The following is a 16,560-nucleotide window of genomic DNA, read 5'->3' as shown; positions in this document are numbered from 1 at the left end:
CGCGGCGATCGACGACGGACACCGGTGATCGGCATACGCTTCAGTGCATGACGCCCACCCCCGCGGCACCCGAGGCGTTCACCCGCGCCGTCGCCGGGCTCCGGGCGGCCGCCCCGCGTGACGAGATCCTCCTCGAGGAGATCGCCCCGCCGCAGCGGCTGGCCCCGTACGCCTTCGCGATCAGCGCCACCGTGCTGCGCGCCGGTGACGAGGTGGCCAGCGGCCGGCTGATCCTGCTGCACGAGCCGGCCGGCCACGAGGCCTGGCAGGGTGACCTGCGCCTGGTCACGCTGATCACCGCCGAGCTCGAGGAGGACATGGCCGGCGACGCGCTGCTGCCCGCCGTCGCCTGGACCTGGCTGACCGACGGGCTGGAGCAGTTCGCGGCGTCCTACACGGCCATCGGCGGCACCATCACGCAGACGACGTCGACCCGGTTCGGCGAGCTGGCCGGGCCGCAGCCGACGGCCGACCTGGAGATCCGGGCGTCCTGGACGCCCACCTCGGCCGAGCTCGGCGCTCACCTGGAGGGCTGGTGCGCGATGCTGGCCTCGACCGCGGGCCTGCCGCCGCCGGGCGTCACCGCCCTGGCGGACCGGCACCGGGTCAACACACCTTGAAGGTCGAGCACGCATCCTTGATCGACACGGCGAGACCGATGCCCTCGGCGTCCCGGGCCTTGGCGGTGGCCAGCCCGACCACCTGCTCGGCGGCGTTGACCACCGGTCCCCCGGAGTTGCCCGGGTTGATCGGCGCGTCGAACTGGATGCTCTGCGCGTCCTGATCGCTGGGCCGGTACGCGCTGACCACGCCGGTGGTGACGGAGTCCTCCAGGCCCAGCGGCGCGCCGACCACGACGATCTGCTGCCCCGGCTTGACCTCGGCGGTGGCCGGGCTCAGCCCCTTGATCTCCCGGTCCGCGCGGAGCAGTGCCAGGTCCTTGGCCTTGTCGACCTTGACGATCGTGGCGCTGACCTCGTCCCTGCCGCGCTCCAGGAAGACCTTCTTCTCACCGGCCTCCCAGACCGACTGCACCACGTGGAAGTTGGTCAGCATGTTGGCCTTGCCCTTCGCGGCCTTGTCGCCGACCGAGAAGGCGGTGCCGGTGAAGTCGCCGGCCCGGACGCGGAAGACGCTCGGCAGCACGTGCGAGGAGACGACCTCCGGGTCGAACACGCCGTTCAGCTTCTTCTCCAGGGCGGTGGTGCGGTCGGTCAGCAGGGCGGCCCGGTCACGCTCGGCGGCCAGCTCGGCCGACAGCCGGCTGTTCCCGCTCTCCAGGCGCCACACCACGAAGCCGCCGAAGATCACCAGCACGACGGCCAGCGCGGCGAAGATCGACCCGCCTCTGCCGCGGCGTCGCCGGCCCGCTCCACCGTCGGTGTGAGACATCGAGGGTACGGACGGGGAAACCGTCCTGGCCGGGCGCGGATGACCGACGTGCGAGGGCCGCTGCGGGAACCGGACATGCTGGCCGGCCTGCCATTCCGCATCCAGGGCCCGCTGCTCGCCGGTGTCCCACTGGGACCTGAAGATGTGCTCACCCGTCTCCCACGGATCGACGGCGGGACGGAGGTCCTCCGGCCGTCGTGGTCCGGGCGCCCCGCGCTGTCCGTACGGCTCGTGCATGGCGGTCATCGCGGTGCGGCCTCCCCGGGCTCTCGGCGCTCCGGCGGGTAATACGCAGCCGACGCCGGAACGGATGTGTCCCGTCCGGAGAATTTCTCCGGAACCTCGGCGCGTCGATCGAGAATCGACGCGCCGGGACCGCTGCACACGGGACGGGGGGTACCCCCGTACGGTTACGGAGTGACCGACGAAGCACCCCTGCGCCGTCGGGACGCGCCGGAGTTTGCCGGAGACGGACCGCTCGACGTGCCCGACCCGTCTGAGCCCGGTGGACCCGTCCCGTTGACGGCACCGCGCGAGGGCACCCCGCGCCCGCTGGAAACCGACGACGAGCTGGCCGAGGTGGTCGCCCGGATGGCGGCGGGCACCGGCCCGGTCGCGGTCGACGCCGAGCGAGCCTCGGGCTACCGCTATACCCAGCGCGCCTACCTGGTGCAGCTGCGCCGGGCCGGCGCCGGGACCGTGCTGATCGATCCGATGCCCCTCAGCGACCTGCGCACGCTGGACGCCGCGCTGGCCGACAGCGAGTGGGTGCTGCACGCCGCCAGCCAGGACCTGGCCTGCCTGGCCGAGCTGGGCATGCGCCCGCGGCGGCTGTTCGACACCGAGCTGGCCGCGCGGCTGGCCGGGTTCGAGCGGGTCGGGCTGGCCGCGCTCACCGAAAACCTCCTCGGCTACACGCTGGAGAAGCACCACTCGGCCGCCGACTGGTCCACCCGGCCGCTGCCGGAGTCCTGGCTGACGTACGCGGCCCTGGACGTCGAGATGCTCACCGACCTGCGTGACCTGCTCGCCGCCGAGCTGGAGCAGCAGGGCAAGGCGGCCTGGGCGGCCGAGGAGTTCGCCGCGCTGGTGGCCACCGCGGACCGTCCGCCCCGGGTACGCCCCGACCCCTGGCGCCGCACGTCCGGCATCCACCGGGTCCGCGGCGCCCGCGCCCAGTCCCGGGTCCGCGCCCTCTGGTACGCCCGGGACGGCGTCGCCTCCCGCCGCGACTCGGCGCCCGGCCGGGTGCTGCCCGACTCGGCGATCATCGCGGCGGCCGAACTGGACCCGAAGGACGAGCGGGCGCTGCTCGTGCTGCCCGGCTTCGGCGGCCGGTCGGTGCGCCGGCTGGCCCGGGTGTGGCTGGACGCCCTGGACGAGGCTCGCGCCCTGCCGGACGACGCGCTGCCGATCAACCAGCCGGTCGAGGGCCCGCCCCCGCCGCACCGCTGGGCGGAACGTGACCCGGTGGCCGCGGCCCGGCTGCAGCGCTGCCGCCAGGTGGTGGTCGGCACCGCCGAGGCGCACACCCTCCCGCCGGAGAACCTGATCAGCCCGGACTTCATCCGCCGCCTGGCCTGGGCGCCGCCGGACGAGGTCAGCCCGCAGACGGTCGGCGACACGCTGCGCGGCTTCGGGGCGCGGGCCTGGCAGGTCGGCCTGATCGGCGAGGGCCTGGCAAAAGTGCTCCCCGATCCAAGTTCGGCCGTATCTGGCGAGGCGTAGTTACTCACGAGTAGGATTCTCCCGTCCGCTCTATTGGGAGGCTTGCTGTGCCCCGTGAAGTCCGGGAGGTCGTCTTCGTCGACGGCGTCCGCACCCCGTTCGGCAAGGCCGGCGGCATGTACGCCGAGACCCGCGCCGACGACCTGGTGATCCGCTGCATCCGAGAGCTGCTGCGGCGCAATCCGCAGCTTCCGCCCGAGCGGGTGGAGGAGGTGGCGATCGCGGCCACCACCCAGATCGGCGACCAGGGCCTGACCATCGGGCGCACCGCGGCCCTGCTGTCCGGCCTGCCGAAGACCGTGCCCGGGTACGCGATCGACCGGATGTGCGCCGGCGCGATGACGGCCGTCACCACGGTGGCCGGTGGCATCGCGATGGGCCAGATGGACATCGCCATCGCCGGCGGTGTCGAGCACATGGGCCGGCACCCGATGGGCGAGGGCGTCGACCCCAACCCGCGCATCCTGGCCGAGAAGCTGGTCGACCCGTCCGCGCTGGTGATGGGCTCGACGGCGGAGAACCTGCACGACCGTCTGCCGGGCATCACCAAGGAGCGGGTGGACGCGTACGGGCTGGCCTCGCAGGAGAAGACCGCCAAGGCGTACGCCAACGGCAAGCTCCAGCCGGACCTGGTCACGGTGGCCACCCGCAACGCCGACGAGGGCTGGGGCCTGGCCACCGCGGACGAGGCGCCCCGCGAGACCTCGATGGAGAAGCTGGGCTCGCTGAAGACCCCGTTCCGCCCGCACGGCAAGGTCACCGCGGGCAACGCGGCCGGCCTCAACGACGGCGCCACCGCGGCGCTGCTGGCCGACGAGGCGACGGCCCGCGAGCTGGGCCTGCCGGTCGCGATGCGGCTGGTCTCGTACGGCTTCGTCGGCGTCGAGCCGGAGATCATGGGCTACGGCCCGATCCCCTCGACCGAGAAGGCGCTGAGGCTGGCCGGGCTGACGATCGACGACATCGGCCTGTTCGAGCTGAACGAGGCGTTCGCCGTGCAGGTGCTCGCCTTCCTCGACCACTACGGCATCGCCGACGACGACCCGCGGGTCAACCCCTGGGGCGGCGCGATCGCCGTGGGCCACCCGCTGGCCTCCTCCGGCGTCCGGCTGATGACGCAGCTCGCGCGGCACTTCGCCGAGCACCCCGAGGTCCGTTACGGCCTCACCGCCATGTGCATCGGCATCGGCATGGGCGGCACCGTGATCTGGGAGAACCCGGCGTGGGAGGGCAAGTGATCGAGAACCCGAACGAGGTCGTCACCAAGGCCCTCGTCCGCCTTGTCCCGGTGCCCGGCCTCGACCGGAGGGCCGCGCTGATCACCCTGGACAACGGCTTCGACCACAAGAAGCCGAACAGCTTCGGCCCGGCCGGTCTGGCGTCGCTGGACGCGGCGATCACCTCGGCTCTCGACGCCGACCCGGCGTTCGTGGCGATCACCGGCAAGCCCTACATCTTCTGCGTCGGCGCCGACATCACCGGCATGCCGCTGATCACCTCCCGTGACCAGGCGGTCGAGCTCGGCGCGCTGGGCCACCGGGTGTTCGCCCGGCTTAAGGACTCGACCGTCCCGACGTTCGCGTTCATCAACGGCGCGGCGCTCGGCGGCGGCCTCGAGGTCGCCCTGCACTGCCACTACCGCACAGTGTCCGGCGGCGCCGCCGCGCTCGGCCTGCCCGAGGTCGCGATCGGCCTGATCCCCGGCTGGGGCGGCAGCCAGCTGCTGCCCAACCTGATCGGCGCTCCCGGCGCCGCCCAGGTGATCCTGCAGAACCCCCTCACCCAGAAGGTGCTGCGGCCGAAGCAGGCCGCCGAGCTGGGCGTGGCCGACGTGCTGCTGGAGCCGGCCGACTTCCTGGAGCGCTCGCTGGAGTGGGCCGCCGGGGTGGTCAAGGGCGAGGTCCAGGTGACCCGGCCCGAGGTCGACAAGGACATGTGGGACGGCGTCCTGTTCTTCGCCAAGCAGCAGCTCGACGAGCGGCTGCACGGCGCGGTGCCGTCCGCCAACAAGGCCCTCGAGCTGCTCGCGCTGGCCAAGGAGGCGTCGTTCGCCGACGGCACGGCCGCCGAGACCGAGGCGCTCGCCGACCTGATCATGGGCGACGAGTCCCGGGCCAGCCTGTACGCCTTCGACCTGGTCCAGCGCCGCGCCAAGCGGCCGGTGGGCGCGCCCGGCAAGGAGCTGGCCCGCAAGGTCACCAAGGTCGGCGTCGTCGGCGCCGGTCTGATGGCCTCCCAGCTGGCTCTGCTGTTCGCCCGCCGGCTCCAGGTGCCGGTGGTCCTGACCGACCTCGACCAGACCCGCGTCGACAAGGGCGTGGACTACGTCCGCGGCCAGATCGACAAGCTGGCGAGCAAGGGCCGGCTCGGCGAGGGCGACGCGGCCAAGCTGCGCGGCCTGGTCACCGGCTCGGTCGACAAGTCGGTGTTCGCCGACGCCGACTTCGTGATCGAGGCGGTCTTCGAGAACCTGGACCTCAAGAAGCAGGTCTGGGCCGAGCTGGAGAAGATCGTCTCGCCGGAGGCGGTGCTCGCCACCAACACGAGCTCGCTCCCGGTCAGCGCGATGGCCGCCGACCTGGAGCACCCCGAGCGGGTCGTCGGCTTCCATTTCTTCAACCCGGTCGCCGTGCTGCCGCTGCTCGAGATCGTCCGCGGCGAGCGCACCGACGACGCCACGCTGGCCACCGCCTTCGCCGTCGGCAAGGAGCTGCGCAAGTCCTGCGTCCTGGTCAAGGACGCCCCGGCCTTCGTGGTCAACCGGCTGCTCACCCGGTTCACCAGCGAGGTGTTCGCGGCGATCGACGCGGGCACGCCGCTGGAGACGGTCAACACCGCCCTCGACCCGCTCGGCCTGCCGATGCGGCCCATCCAGCTCCTCCAGCTGGTCGGCCCGGCGGTCGGCATGCACGTCGGCCAGACGCTGCACAAGGCGTTCCCGGATCGGTATGGCGACAGCCCGAATCTGCGCAAGATCGTCGACGCCGGCCTGCCGCTGATCGTCGACGACGAGATCAACCCCGCCGTGGTCGAGCTGATCGACGCGGGTTCCGCGCCGCTGACCGGTGATCAGGTACGCGAGAAAGCACTCGACGCGCTCGCCGACGAAATTCGCATCATGCTCGACGAGGGTGTCGTGGCCGAGGCGCAGGACATCGACCTGTGCATGATCCTCGGCGCCGGGTGGCCGTTCCACCTCGGTGGCGTCACGCCGTATCTGGACCGCAGCGGCACCGCCGAGCGGGTCACCGGCAAGCGCTTCCTGCCGCGTGGAGTGGCGAGCCTCCGCCCCTGATGTCAGGTATCCGACGCCCCCGTGTCTCAAAAGACGCGGGGGCGTCAGCGCAGGTGGCGTGGGATCGGTAGGCTCCGGCGCGCCGGTGAACACGACCCGTCGGCCGAGGTTGCCGTATCCGGAGGAGAAGCAGATGTCACAGCCGCCATACCCGCCCCAGCCGCAGGAGCCGTACGGCCAGCCCTACGGCCAGCAGCCGACCTCCGGCGGACCGCAGGGCTACCCGCCGCCCGGTGGCGCTCAGCCCGGGTCCGGCGGCTCGTACCCGCCTCCGGGGGGCGCGTCCTACCCGCCGCCGGGTGGCACCTCGTACCCGCCCGCGGATGGTGGCGCTTCGTACCCGCCGCCGGGCGGCACGTCGTACCCGCCTCAGGACGGTGCGCCGTCCTACCAGTCGCCGGTCCAGGGCGGCGGCGCTCCGGGCTACGGTGGTGAGCCGCCGAAGAAGAAGTCCTCGGCCCTGAAGATCGTGCTGATCGTGGTCGCGGTCATCGCGGTGCTGTGCGCGGCCGGCATCGGCGCCACCTACTTCTTCGCCAAGGACAAGGTCGAGGAGATCGCCGACGGCGCCAAGATCACCGTGGCGGCGCCGGCCACCCTGGGCGGCCGGACGAAGATCACCGACCCGGCGATCGCCGCGGCGGCCAAGGAGATGGACACCGAACTCGGCAAGGTCGCCGGCGCGACCAGCTCGGTCGGCGCGATGTACGGCGACGTGACGAAGCAGGACATCCTCATGGTGGCTGCCGCCTCGACCGTCTCCGGCTCGGCGCAGAGCCGGTTCGACGAGTTCACCTCCGGCATGGCCTCCGGCGGCATGAAGGCGGACAACCTCACCGACGTCGACCCCGGCCCGCTCGGCGGCATCGCCAAGTGCGGTGACACCAAGCAGGACGACGTGCCGATGGGCATCTGCGTGTGGTCGGACAACGGCAGCACCGGCATGTTCGCGATGCTGTTCAAGACGAAGGCCGACCTTGAGAAGGAGTTCGTCACGCTGCGTGGCGAGGTCGAGAAGAAGGCCTGATCCTCGGAGCGATACGGCGCGGATCCAACTTGGCGATCCGCGCCGTATCGCCCGGTCGGCGTGATCTCAGGATGCTGACGGGTGACGACATGCCCTGCTCACGGCACTAGAGTTCCGCACGACACCCACATCGATGGAGCTTTGATGTCGCAGCCGCCGTACCCGGGCCCGCCCGATCCCTGGTCGTCCGGCCAGCCGCAGTCGGGTCAGCCCTACTCCGGTCAGCCGCAGCCGGGACAGCCGTCGTCCGGCCAGCCCTGGCCGGGGCAGCCGGCGCCGAACCCGCAGCAGTACCCGCCCACCCAGCCGTACCAGCCGGCGCAGCCGCCCTATCCGCCGTCGCAGCAGCCCTACCCCGGGCCGCCGCAGCAGGGTGGGCCCTACGCCCCGCCGCCGACGCCGGACTACGGCCCTCCGCCGCCGGACTACGGGCAGCAGCAGTACGCGCAGCCCGGCTACCCGGTGATGACCCCGGTGAAGCCCAAGTCGCGAGCGCTGCCGATCACGCTGGTCTCGATCGCGGTCTTCCTCGTCCTCTGCGTCGGCGGCACCACCGCGGTCGTGCTGGTCGCAAGAAACACGACGGACTCGGTCAACGAGGCGGTCGACGACTACACGCCGCCGCCGTTGCCGAGCATCGAGCCGCTGGACCCGGCGCCGACCACCGAGGCGCCGGCTGGGAAGACGATCACCATCGTCGAGCCGCGCACTCTGGGCGGCCGGCCGAAGCTCACCGACGACCAGTTCAAGGGCATCACCGAGCAGCTCAAGTCCGACCTGGCAAACATTCCGAACGCCCGCAACACGGTCGGCGCGCTGTACGGGAAGGTGGCCAAGCAGGACATCGTGGTCATCGCGGGCGTAGCGGCCGACGTGGACAATCCCGCCCAGGAATTGAACGGCACCTTCCTCGGCGCGGGCGTCGGCGGGCTCAAGGTGACCGGAATCACCTCGATCAAGGCGGGCCCACTGGGCGGCGTCGCCAAGTGCGGCAAGGCCGACGCGTCCGGCACCGACATGGTGCTCTGCGCGTGGGCCGACGAGGGCAGCGTGGGCTGGATCATCTGGTACTTCAAGACGATTACGAAGGCCAAGGCCGAGTTCGCCAAGCTTCGTGGCGAGATCGAGAAGTCAAGCTGACACGCGCCGCGACGCGGTCACATACATCTATCGATCCAGATACGAACACGACGCGGTTCTCCCCCGGAGGGCCGCGTCGTCATCTTCACCAGTCAGGATGGGCCGCTGATCCGGGTCCATCATGATCGTGTGAAGGAGTAGAGACCGTGCACCTCCCGCAGCTCCGCCGTGTCCGCTGGGCCGTCCGTGCGACCCTGCTCCTCGGGGTCGCCGCATCGGTGGTGGCGAACGTCCTGCACGCCCTCGACAACCCGATCAGCCAGGCGATCGCCGCATGGCCGCCGCTCGCGCTGCTGCTGACGGTCGAGTTGATCTCCCGCGTCCCGGTGCACCGCCGCTCGCTGGCCGCGGCCCGCCTGGTGGCGACGGCGACCATCGCGGGCATCGCGGCGTGGGTCTCCTACTGGCACATGGTCGGCGTGGCGGCCCGCTACGGCGAGACCGGCGCCTCGCCCTACCTGCTGCCGCTGTCGGTCGACGGCCTGATCGTCGTGGCCAGCATCTGCCTGGTCGAGCTGGCCGGCCGCATCTCCACCCTGGAGCACTCCACCGAGCCGGCCACCCCAGCCCCAGCCATCTCCGCCCCGGTCGCTCCGACCGCCGCCCCGGTCTTCGCCACCGCCCCGGCCACCTCGCACGCGGTCGCCACGCACCCGGTCGCCACGCACGCGGCCTCCTCGCACGCGGTCTCCTCGCACGCAGCCTCCTCGCACGCGGCCTCGGAGCGGGCAGGCTCCGCGCACACGGTCTCCGATCGGACGGCCACCTCCGCAGCCCTGGCACCTAGCGTGGCCGAGGAGATCGCCGGGCTTCTCGGCTCCAAGGCCTCGAAGCCCTCGAAACCGCAGCCCGCTCCCGTGCCCCGCCAGGCCACCGGCCACCGACCCGCCGCGACCAGCCGGACCACGGCGTCCGCTCGTCCCGCCGCGTCCGCTCACCCAGCCGCGTCCACTCACCCCGCCGCGTCCACCCGTGCCGCCGCGTCCACTCGTCCTGCCCCGGCGGGACGGGCCACCCCGCCCGGCGCACGCATCCCGGAACTCACCCCGGAGGCCACCAAGCAGGCCCGCCCGGCCGCCAAGGTCCGCCGCACGCCGGCCGAGACCCTCGCCGAGGCGACCCGGATCAAGGCCGACGACCCCAAGATCACCGACTCCGCCCTGGCCGCGGCCCTGGGCATCAGCACCGCTCGCTGGCGCACCATCCGCCGCGAGTCCCCGGACCGCACCCTCGCCGCCTGAAGGCGCCGGACCCACACCCCTCGCCGCATCCCCGCGCCAGGCCCGCACCCTCACTGCCTCACCGCGACGGGTGCGAGTCTCGCCGCCCGAAAGCGCCGGGCCGGCACCCCCGCCGCCTCACCGCGACGGGTGCGAGTCCTCGTTGCCCGGAAGAGCCACGCACCCGCCGCCGGCCGGGGCCGGGCGCCCGCGCTCGCTGCGCAGCCCGGCCAGGAAGACCCGGACGAACCGGCTCACCTCGGCCGCCAGGTCGATCCCGGCCAGGCGGCTGAAGGCGTTCGCCTCGGACTGCTCCGCGTAGAGCGCGCTGACCGCCGCCGGCGGATGCGCCACGTGCCACAACCCGGCCGCGATCAGTGCCGTCGCCGCCACCAGCTCGAAGCAGGACTCCCGGCCGAGGTCCGGCAGCAGCCGGTGGACCTCGTCCACGACGATGTCGGTGGATCGGAGGGCCGCGGCCTTCGACCGGCGAAGGGCGTCGAGCGAGACGTTGCGCTCCAGGGTCAGCGAGGCGTGCGTCAACAGCTGGCAGAAGAGCGGCCGGTCGGCGATCGACCGGGCGAGCACCTCGGCCAGCCCGTCCTCGTCGGTCACCGGCGCCAGCGAGGTGACGGCGTTGTCGGCCCAGGTCAGCCACTCGGTCTCGGACAGCTGCAGGAAGATCTCCTCGCGGGTGCCGAAGTATTTGAGCAGCGCGGACTTGTGCACGCCGACCTCGGCGGCGATGGCGGCCAAGCTGACCAGGCCGACGCCGTCCCGGATGCCGAGCTCGCGGGCGGCAGCCAGGATCGCGTCGGTTCGTTGTTGTTTCTGCTCGGGCCGCCGGGCCCGCAGGAAGCCGGCGCCGTTACCTGACCTGGCGCTCACCCCGAGACTCTATCGCCCCTGAGAACCAACCGAGGATAAGAAAACAACGTTCTCTTGTTAAGCGAACACCGTTGCCCTAACGTGGCCCGCATGGTCGAAGTGGAACTGCGAGTCAACGGAGCGGCCCGGCGGGTCGATCTCGATCCACGAGTCAGCCTGCTCGACGCGTTGCGCGAGCACCTCGAGCTGACCGGCACCAAGAAGGGCTGCAACCAGGGCGCCTGCGGTGCGTGCACGGTGCTGGTCGACGGTGAGCGGATCGCCTCTTGCCTGGCGCTGGCGGTGCAGTACGGCGGGCGGGAGATCACCACCATCGAGGGTGTCGAGCATCCGTTGCAGCGGGCTTTCATCGCCGCCGACGGCTTGCAGTGCGGCTACTGCACCCCGGGCCAGGTGTGCTCGGCGCTGGGCATGCTGGCCGAGCACCGGGCCGGCGCGCCGAGCGCGGTCACCGCGGATCTCACCGCGACCGACGTCCCGCTCACCGACGCCGAGATCAAGGAACGGATGAGCGGCAACCTGTGCCGCTGCGGCGCGTACGACGGCATCGCCACCGCCATCAGGGAGACCGCCATCAAGGAGGTCGCAGCGTGAGGTCCTCGGCCAGGAAAGATGCGATCAAGGAGGTGGCGGCGTGAGGTCGTTCACCTACGTGAGCGCGCCCGACGTGGACAGCGCCGTGCGTACGCTCGCCGAGACCCCGGGCGCCAAGCCGCTCGGCGGTGGCACCAACCTGGTCGACCTGATGCGTCAGGACGTGGAACGCCCGCCCACCCTGGTGGACATCACCGGCCTGCCGCTGACCGGGGTCGACGAGCTGCCCGGCGGCGGGCTGCGGATCGGCGCGCTGGTCCGCAACAGCCACCTGGCCGCGCACCCGGCGGTCCGGTCCCGGTTCCCGATGCTGGCCCAAGCCCTTCTCTCCGGCGCGTCCGGCCAGGTGCGCAACATGGCGACGGTCGGCGGCAACCTGCTCCAGCGCACCCGCTGCCTCTACTTCGTCGACGCCACCGCGGCCTGCAACAAGCGCGAGCCGGGCAGTGGATGCGACGCGGCCGGCGGATTGCACCGGGCCGGCGCCGTGCTGGGCGCGAGCGAGCACTGCGTGGCGACCCATCCGTCGGACATGGCGGTGGCGCTGGCCGCGCTGGACGCCGTGGTCGAGGTGCGCAGCGTCCGTGGCGCCCGGAGCGTCCCGCTGCTCGACTTCTACCGGCTGCCCGGCGACACCCCGCAGCTGGAGACGGTGCTGGAGCCCGACGAGCTGATCGTGGCGATCGACCTCCCGGCGCCGGTCACGGTCCACTCGGCGTACCGGAAGGTCCGTGATCGGGCCTCGTTCGCGTTCGCGCTGGTGTCCGTGGCCGCGGCGCTGGAGACGCGGGACAGCGAGGTGGTCGCGGTCCGGCTCGCCCTCGGCGGGGTGGCCGCCAAGCCGTGGCGGGCGGTCGAGGCCGAGCGGGTGCTGACCGGCGCGCCGGCCACCGAGGAGACCTTCCGGCAGGCGGCCGAGGCCGAGCTGGCGGCCGCGGTCGGCCTGCCCGGCAACGAGTTCAAGATCGAGCTGGCGCGGCGCACGATCGTCGCGACGCTGCGGAGGCTGGCCACATCATGACCACAGCACCGGAACGGACCCGCCCGGCAGCGACCCGGCAGGACGGACCGAACGTCGGCCGGCCCGTCGACCGCGTCGACGGAGTCGCCAAGACCACGGGCGCGGCGAAGTACTCCGCCGACTTCCCCTACGCCGACATCGCGCATGCGGCCCTCGTGCACGCGGGGATCGCCCGCGGGCGGGTCACCGCGATCGACACCGGCGCGGCCGAGGCCGTCCCGGGCGTACTCAAAGTCCTGACCCACCAGAACGCCCCGCGGATGGCGCCGCCGCCGAAGGTCTCCATCGCGGACCTGAGCACGATGGCGCCCGGCACCCCGGTGAACTACCTGAACACCGACGAGGTGCACTGGAACGGGCAGCCGGTGGCGGTGGTGGTCGCCGAGTCCCTGGAGGCCGCGCACGCCGCCGCCCGCCTGGTCCGGGTGTCCTACGAACAGCAACCGGCCACCACCGACTTCGCGGTCGCGCGGGAGCATCCGAAGCAGGTCAAGAACAGCATGATCGACGTCGGCGAGGCCAGGAAGGGCGACGCCGAGCGGGCCCTGGCGGACGCGCCGGTCACGGTCGACCTGCGGTACACGACGCCGGGCCAGAACCACAACGCGATCGAACCGCACGCGACCACCGCGGCCTGGGACGGCGACCGGCTGACCGTGCACGACGCCACCCAGAACATCGACTGGACCCGCAAGCACCTGGCGCTGCGGTTCGGCGTGCCGGCCGCCCAGGTGCGGGTGGTCGCCACGTTCGTCGGCGGCGGGTTCGGCGGCAAGGGCTCGGTCTGGGCCGGGACGCTGCTGACCGCGCTCGCCGCGCGGGCCACCGGCCGGCCGGTACGGATGGCCCTGAGCCGGGAGAGCGTCAGCCGCACGGTCGGCGGGCGCGCCCCGACCGTCCAGCGGGTGGCGCTCGGCGCCGAGCGGGACGGGACACTCACCGCCCTGGTGCACACCGGCCTCACCCAGGTCGGCCGGGTGGGCGGCGGCGCCGAGCGGGTGGCCTCCCAGTCCCAGTACCTGTACGCGGCGCCGGCCATCCTGGTGCGGCACAGCACCGCCGAGGTGGACGCGCTGCCCAACACGTTCATGCGCGCGCCCGGCGAGGCGGTCGGCAGCTTCGCCCTGGAGTCGGCGATCGACGAGCTGGCCGGTGAGCTCGGCATGGACCCGATCGACCTGCGGGTACGCAACGAGCCGGAGCGCAGCCCGCTGAGCGGCAAGCGGTTCTCCCGGCGGGACCTGCGCCGGGTCTACGCGCGCGGCGCGGACCGTTTCGGGTGGGCCGGCCGCGACCCGAAGCCACGGTCCATGCGCGACGGACGGTGGCTGGTCGGCTGGGGCGTGGCGTCGGCGCTGCACATCCCGGTCCCGCTCCCCGGCGACGTCCTGGTGCGCCTCCGGGCGGACGGAACCGTGCTGGTCCGCAGCGGTCTGCAGGAGATCGGGGTGGGCATCGCGACGATCGTCGCGCAGGTCACCGCGGACGCCCTGGGCGTACCCCTCGACGTGGTCTCGGTCGAGATCGGCGACAGCGACCAGCCGACCGCGCCCGGCGCGGGTGGCTCCACCCAGACCTCGGCCGCGACCGCCGCGGTCCTGCAGGCGTGCGAGGAGCTCAAGCGCTCGGCGCTCGGGCTGGCCCGGCGAGCGGCCTCGTCCCCGCTGCGGGGTGCGCGGCCGGGCGACGTCGAGACCCGCGACGGCGGGCTCCGTCTGGCCGGTGGCGCCGGTGAGTCCTACGCCGAGATCCTCGGCCGGGCGGGTGTGCCCGCCCTGGAGGCGCGCACCGGCTCGGACTCCAGGCTGGGCCAGGCGGTCGGTCAGGCCCGGTTCATGGCCAGGTTCCTCAACGACCGGCGGCGCTGGGTCCACCCGGCGACCGGCGTGCACTTCTGCGAGGTGCGGGTCGACCCGGACACCGCCGAGGTACGGGTGAGCCGCTGGCTGGGCGTCTTCGACGTGGGCCGGGTGATGAACGCGAAACTCGCCGGCAGCCAGCTGCGCGGTGGCGTCGTCATGGGCATCGGCGCGGCGCTCTCCGAGGAGACGCTGGTCGACCCGCGCACCGGCCGGATCATGAACCCGGGTCTGGGCGAGTACCACGTCCCGGTGCACGCCGACGTCCCGCGGATCGACATCGAGTGCCTCGACGAGCCGGACCCGACGACCCCGCTGGGCCTGATCGGGGCGGGCGAGGTCGGCATCACCGGCGTGGCGGCCGCGGTCGCGAACGCCGTCCACCATGCGACCGGTGTCCGGGTCCGCGACCTCCCGGTCACCCTGGACCGGCTGCTCTAGGGGCGACACCCAGCCCTTTGGCCCGCGGCACGGTGGCGGTCGCGGCGACCACCGGAGTCGTGTCGGCGCCCGGCAGGGACACGGTGATCTCCAGACCACCGCCCTGCTGGGCGACCGCCGACACCGTGCCGCCGTGCGCGTCGCACACGGCTCGCACGATGGAGAGTCCCAGGCCGGAGCCGCGCGACCCGGTGCGTTCCCACCCGCCCCGGCGGAACGGCTCGAACAGCCCCGGCACGTCGGCCGGCTCGACCTCGTAGCCGGTGTTGCCGACGACCAGGCGGGCCTGGCCGTCCACCGTCGCGGTGCGCAGCCAGAGCTTGCCCATCAGGTGGTTGTAGCGGATCGCGTTCTCGATCAGGTTGCCCGCCAGGCGGTCGAGCAGGCTGGGGTCGCCGACCACGGACGCCGGCTCGAGGTCGGTCGTCACGTCGAGTTTCATCCGCTCGGCCTCCGCTTTGACCGCGGACAGCGCGTTGTAGACCGACGTCGCCAGGTCGGCGGGGACCTTGCGGACCAGGCGGCGGCCGGACTGCGCCTCGCTGCGCGCCAGCACCAGCAGGGCGTCGACCAGTCCGTTCGCGCGTTCCGAGGCGTTGCGGACGACCTTTGCCATGCGCCGGTACTCGGCCACGTCGGCCTCGTCGTCGCTGAGGGTCACGTCGATCTCGGTGCGCATCACGGCCAGCGGGGTGCGCAGCTCGTGCGACGCGTTGGCCACGAACCGTTTCTGCGACTCGAACGCCCCGGCCAGCCTGTCCAGCATCGCGTCGAACGTGCGGGCCAGTTCGGCCACCTCGTCGTCCGCCCCGGCGTACCGGATGCGCTGGTCGAGCGTCTCCTCACCGAGCCGCCGGGCGGTCGCGGTGACGTTGTGCAGCGGGCGCAGGGCGCGACCGGCCACCGCGTACGCGCCGGCGATGCCGATCATCCCGATGGCGAACAACGCGAGCAGGCCCTTGAGCAGCAATTCCTGCGACGCGCGGTCGACCAGCTCACGCTGCCAGTCGAGGGCGTCGAGGGTCTGGCCGTTGGTGAGCACCACCTGCGTCCCGGCCTTGAGCTCGTCGGCCGGGTGCAGCGCGTCGCCGACCAGCAGCCAGGCGAGCAGCACCAGGATGGCGCCGGCGCCGACCAGCAGGATCCCGTTGAGCAGCGTCAGCCGCAACCGCAGGGTCGGTCGCAACCAGTTCCGGGCCTGGTTGCGACCCAGATAGACGGTCACGCCGAGCCGCCGGCGGGCGTCACCACGACCGGCTCGGGCACCCGGTAACCGGCCCCGACCACGGTCTCGATCAGCGGCGGGTCGCCGACCTTCTTCCGCAACGTCATCACGGTCACCCGGACCGTGGTGGTGAACGGATCGGTGTTGGCGTCCCAGACGCGTTCCAGCAGCTCCTCGCTGGACACCACGCCGCCGCGCGCCTTGAGCAGTTCCTCCAGCACGCCGAACTCCTTGTTGGTGAGGTCGATCGGCGTGCCGCCGCGGGTGACCACCCGGCGGGTCTGGTCGAGCATCAGGTCGCCGACGGTGAGCACCGGCGGCGCGGCGGGCGTGGCCCGGCGGCCGAGGGCCTGCACCCGGGCGACCAGCTCGTCGAAGGCGAACGGCTTGGGCAGGTAGTCGTCGGCGCCGAGCTGGAGCCCCTCGACCCGGTCGGCGACGGTGCCGCTGGCGGTCAGCATCAGCACCCGGGTCAGCGCCCCGGAGGCGACCAGCGCCGCACAGATCTCGTCGCCGTGCATCCCCGGCAGGTCACGGTCCAGCACGACCACGTCGTACCGGGTCACGTAGGCCATCTCGTGGCCGGTCGGCCCGTCGTACGCGACGTCCACCGCCATGCCTTTGCGTCGCAACCCGCGCGCGATCGCGTCGCAGAGGTTCCGCTCGTCTTCCACCACCAGCACGCGCACGTCCGCGCCTCCCGACTCTGACCCGCCGCCGCCAAGCCTCG

General features: G+C 72.7%; 14 protein-coding genes. 10 read left to right on the top strand and 4 right to left on the bottom strand.

Annotated elements, in window-relative coordinates; translation table 11 throughout:
• Positions 1-47 precede the first annotated feature (47 nt).
• A complete protein-coding gene (locus QSK31_RS10370) occupies positions 48-620 on the top strand; it encodes a DUF3000 domain-containing protein (RefSeq protein WP_285683109.1) in 573 nt (190 codons plus the stop codon).
• On the opposite strand, the gene QSK31_RS10365 is transcribed toward QSK31_RS10370, so the two are convergent.
• A complete protein-coding gene (locus QSK31_RS10365) occupies positions 607-1,638 on the bottom strand; it encodes a S1C family serine protease (RefSeq protein ID WP_285683108.1) in 1,032 nt (343 codons plus the stop codon). The two genes, QSK31_RS10370 and QSK31_RS10365, sit on opposite strands and share 14 nt — an antisense overlap.
• A gap of 171 nt (positions 1,639-1,809) precedes the next feature.
• Between QSK31_RS10365 and QSK31_RS10360 the strand changes: the two genes are divergently transcribed.
• The 6 genes from QSK31_RS10360 to QSK31_RS10335 all read left to right on the top strand — a co-directional run bounded on the left by QSK31_RS10360 (position 1,810) and on the right by QSK31_RS10335 (position 9,823).
• Positions 1,810-3,120 carry an HRDC domain-containing protein gene (locus QSK31_RS10360; protein WP_502872926.1) on the top strand — a complete coding sequence of 437 codons (1,311 nt, stop codon included), beginning with the start codon at positions 1,810-1,812 and terminating at the stop codon, positions 3,118-3,120.
• A 47-nt stretch (positions 3,121-3,167) separates the two neighbouring features.
• A complete protein-coding gene (locus tag QSK31_RS10355; protein WP_285683106.1) occupies positions 3,168-4,358 on the top strand; it encodes a thiolase family protein in 1,191 nt (396 codons plus the stop codon).
• Positions 4,355-6,415 (top strand): 3-hydroxyacyl-CoA dehydrogenase NAD-binding domain-containing protein, encoded by a 2,061-nt coding sequence (locus tag QSK31_RS10350; RefSeq protein ID WP_285683104.1) that lies wholly within the window; start codon positions 4,355-4,357, stop codon positions 6,413-6,415. The genes QSK31_RS10355 and QSK31_RS10350 overlap by 4 nt, the downstream gene beginning before the upstream one ends.
• A 133-nt stretch (positions 6,416-6,548) precedes the next feature.
• Positions 6,549-7,442 (top strand): hypothetical protein, encoded by an 894-nt coding sequence (locus QSK31_RS10345; RefSeq protein ID WP_285683103.1) that lies wholly within the window; start codon positions 6,549-6,551, stop codon positions 7,440-7,442.
• 144 nt (positions 7,443-7,586) lie between these two features.
• Positions 7,587-8,582 (top strand): hypothetical protein, encoded by a 996-nt coding sequence (locus tag QSK31_RS10340; protein ID WP_285683102.1) that lies wholly within the window; start codon positions 7,587-7,589, stop codon positions 8,580-8,582.
• 146 nt (positions 8,583-8,728) lie between these two features.
• Positions 8,729-9,823: a DUF2637 domain-containing protein gene (locus tag QSK31_RS10335; RefSeq protein ID WP_285683101.1), complete on the top strand. Its 1,095-nt coding sequence runs from the start codon at positions 8,729-8,731 to the stop codon at positions 9,821-9,823.
• A gap of 117 nt (positions 9,824-9,940) precedes the next feature.
• Here QSK31_RS10335 and QSK31_RS10330 read toward each other — a convergent pair whose 3' ends face one another.
• On the bottom strand, positions 9,941-10,690 hold the full coding sequence (locus QSK31_RS10330) for a TetR/AcrR family transcriptional regulator (RefSeq protein WP_285683100.1): 750 nt from the start codon (positions 10,688-10,690) through the stop codon (positions 9,941-9,943).
• Positions 10,691-10,780: 90 nt separating this feature from the next.
• Between QSK31_RS10330 and QSK31_RS10325 the strand changes: the two genes are divergently transcribed.
• Genes QSK31_RS10325 through QSK31_RS10315 form a run of 3 tightly spaced genes read left to right on the top strand, consistent with a single transcriptional unit; the run spans position 10,781 to position 14,605 of the window.
• Complete coding sequence (locus QSK31_RS10325; RefSeq protein ID WP_285683099.1) at positions 10,781-11,284, top strand: 2Fe-2S iron-sulfur cluster-binding protein; 504 nt, start codon at positions 10,781-10,783, stop codon at positions 11,282-11,284.
• A gap of 40 nt (positions 11,285-11,324) precedes the next feature.
• Positions 11,325-12,305 (top strand): FAD binding domain-containing protein, encoded by a 981-nt coding sequence (locus tag QSK31_RS10320; RefSeq protein WP_285683097.1) that lies wholly within the window; start codon positions 11,325-11,327, stop codon positions 12,303-12,305.
• Complete coding sequence (locus QSK31_RS10315; protein WP_285683090.1) at positions 12,302-14,605, top strand: xanthine dehydrogenase family protein molybdopterin-binding subunit; 2,304 nt, start codon at positions 12,302-12,304, stop codon at positions 14,603-14,605. Before QSK31_RS10320 ends, QSK31_RS10315 begins: the two co-directional genes overlap by 4 nt.
• Here the strand turns inward: QSK31_RS10315 and QSK31_RS10310 are convergent.
• Positions 14,583-15,830 (bottom strand): sensor histidine kinase, encoded by a 1,248-nt coding sequence (locus QSK31_RS10310; RefSeq protein ID WP_285683088.1) that lies wholly within the window; start codon positions 15,828-15,830, stop codon positions 14,583-14,585. The two genes, QSK31_RS10315 and QSK31_RS10310, sit on opposite strands and share 23 nt — an antisense overlap.
• Positions 15,827-16,519: a response regulator transcription factor gene (locus tag QSK31_RS10305; RefSeq protein ID WP_285683086.1), complete on the bottom strand. Its 693-nt coding sequence runs from the start codon at positions 16,517-16,519 to the stop codon at positions 15,827-15,829. Before QSK31_RS10305 ends, QSK31_RS10310 begins: the two co-directional genes overlap by 4 nt.
• Positions 16,520-16,560 lie beyond the last annotated feature (41 nt).

The sequence above is a fragment of the Actinoplanes sp. NBRC 103695 genome (assembly GCF_030269485.1).
Lineage (GTDB): Bacteria > Actinomycetota > Actinomycetes > Mycobacteriales > Micromonosporaceae > Actinoplanes.
The sequence above is the reverse complement of the archived record's forward strand: the minus strand, read 5'-3'. Positions and strand labels throughout refer to the sequence as shown.

What these genes read in the sequence shown, in the direction of transcription:
- QSK31_RS10315 (WP_285683090.1), top strand. Translation starts at nt 12,302, where the DNA reads ATGACCACAGCACCGGAACGGACCCGCCCGGCAGCGACCCGGCAGGAC.
- QSK31_RS10325 (WP_285683099.1), top strand. Translation starts at nt 10,781, where the DNA reads ATGGTCGAAGTGGAACTGCGAGTCAACGGAGCGGCCCGGCGGGTCGAT.
- QSK31_RS10365 (WP_285683108.1), bottom strand. Translation starts at nt 1,638, where the DNA reads ATGACCGCCATGCACGAGCCGTACGGACAGCGCGGGGCGCCCGGACCA.
- QSK31_RS10340 (WP_285683102.1), top strand. Translation starts at nt 7,587, where the DNA reads ATGTCGCAGCCGCCGTACCCGGGCCCGCCCGATCCCTGGTCGTCCGGC.
- QSK31_RS10345 (WP_285683103.1), top strand. Translation starts at nt 6,549, where the DNA reads ATGTCACAGCCGCCATACCCGCCCCAGCCGCAGGAGCCGTACGGCCAG.
- QSK31_RS10370 (WP_285683109.1), top strand. Translation starts at nt 48, where the DNA reads ATGACGCCCACCCCCGCGGCACCCGAGGCGTTCACCCGCGCCGTCGCC.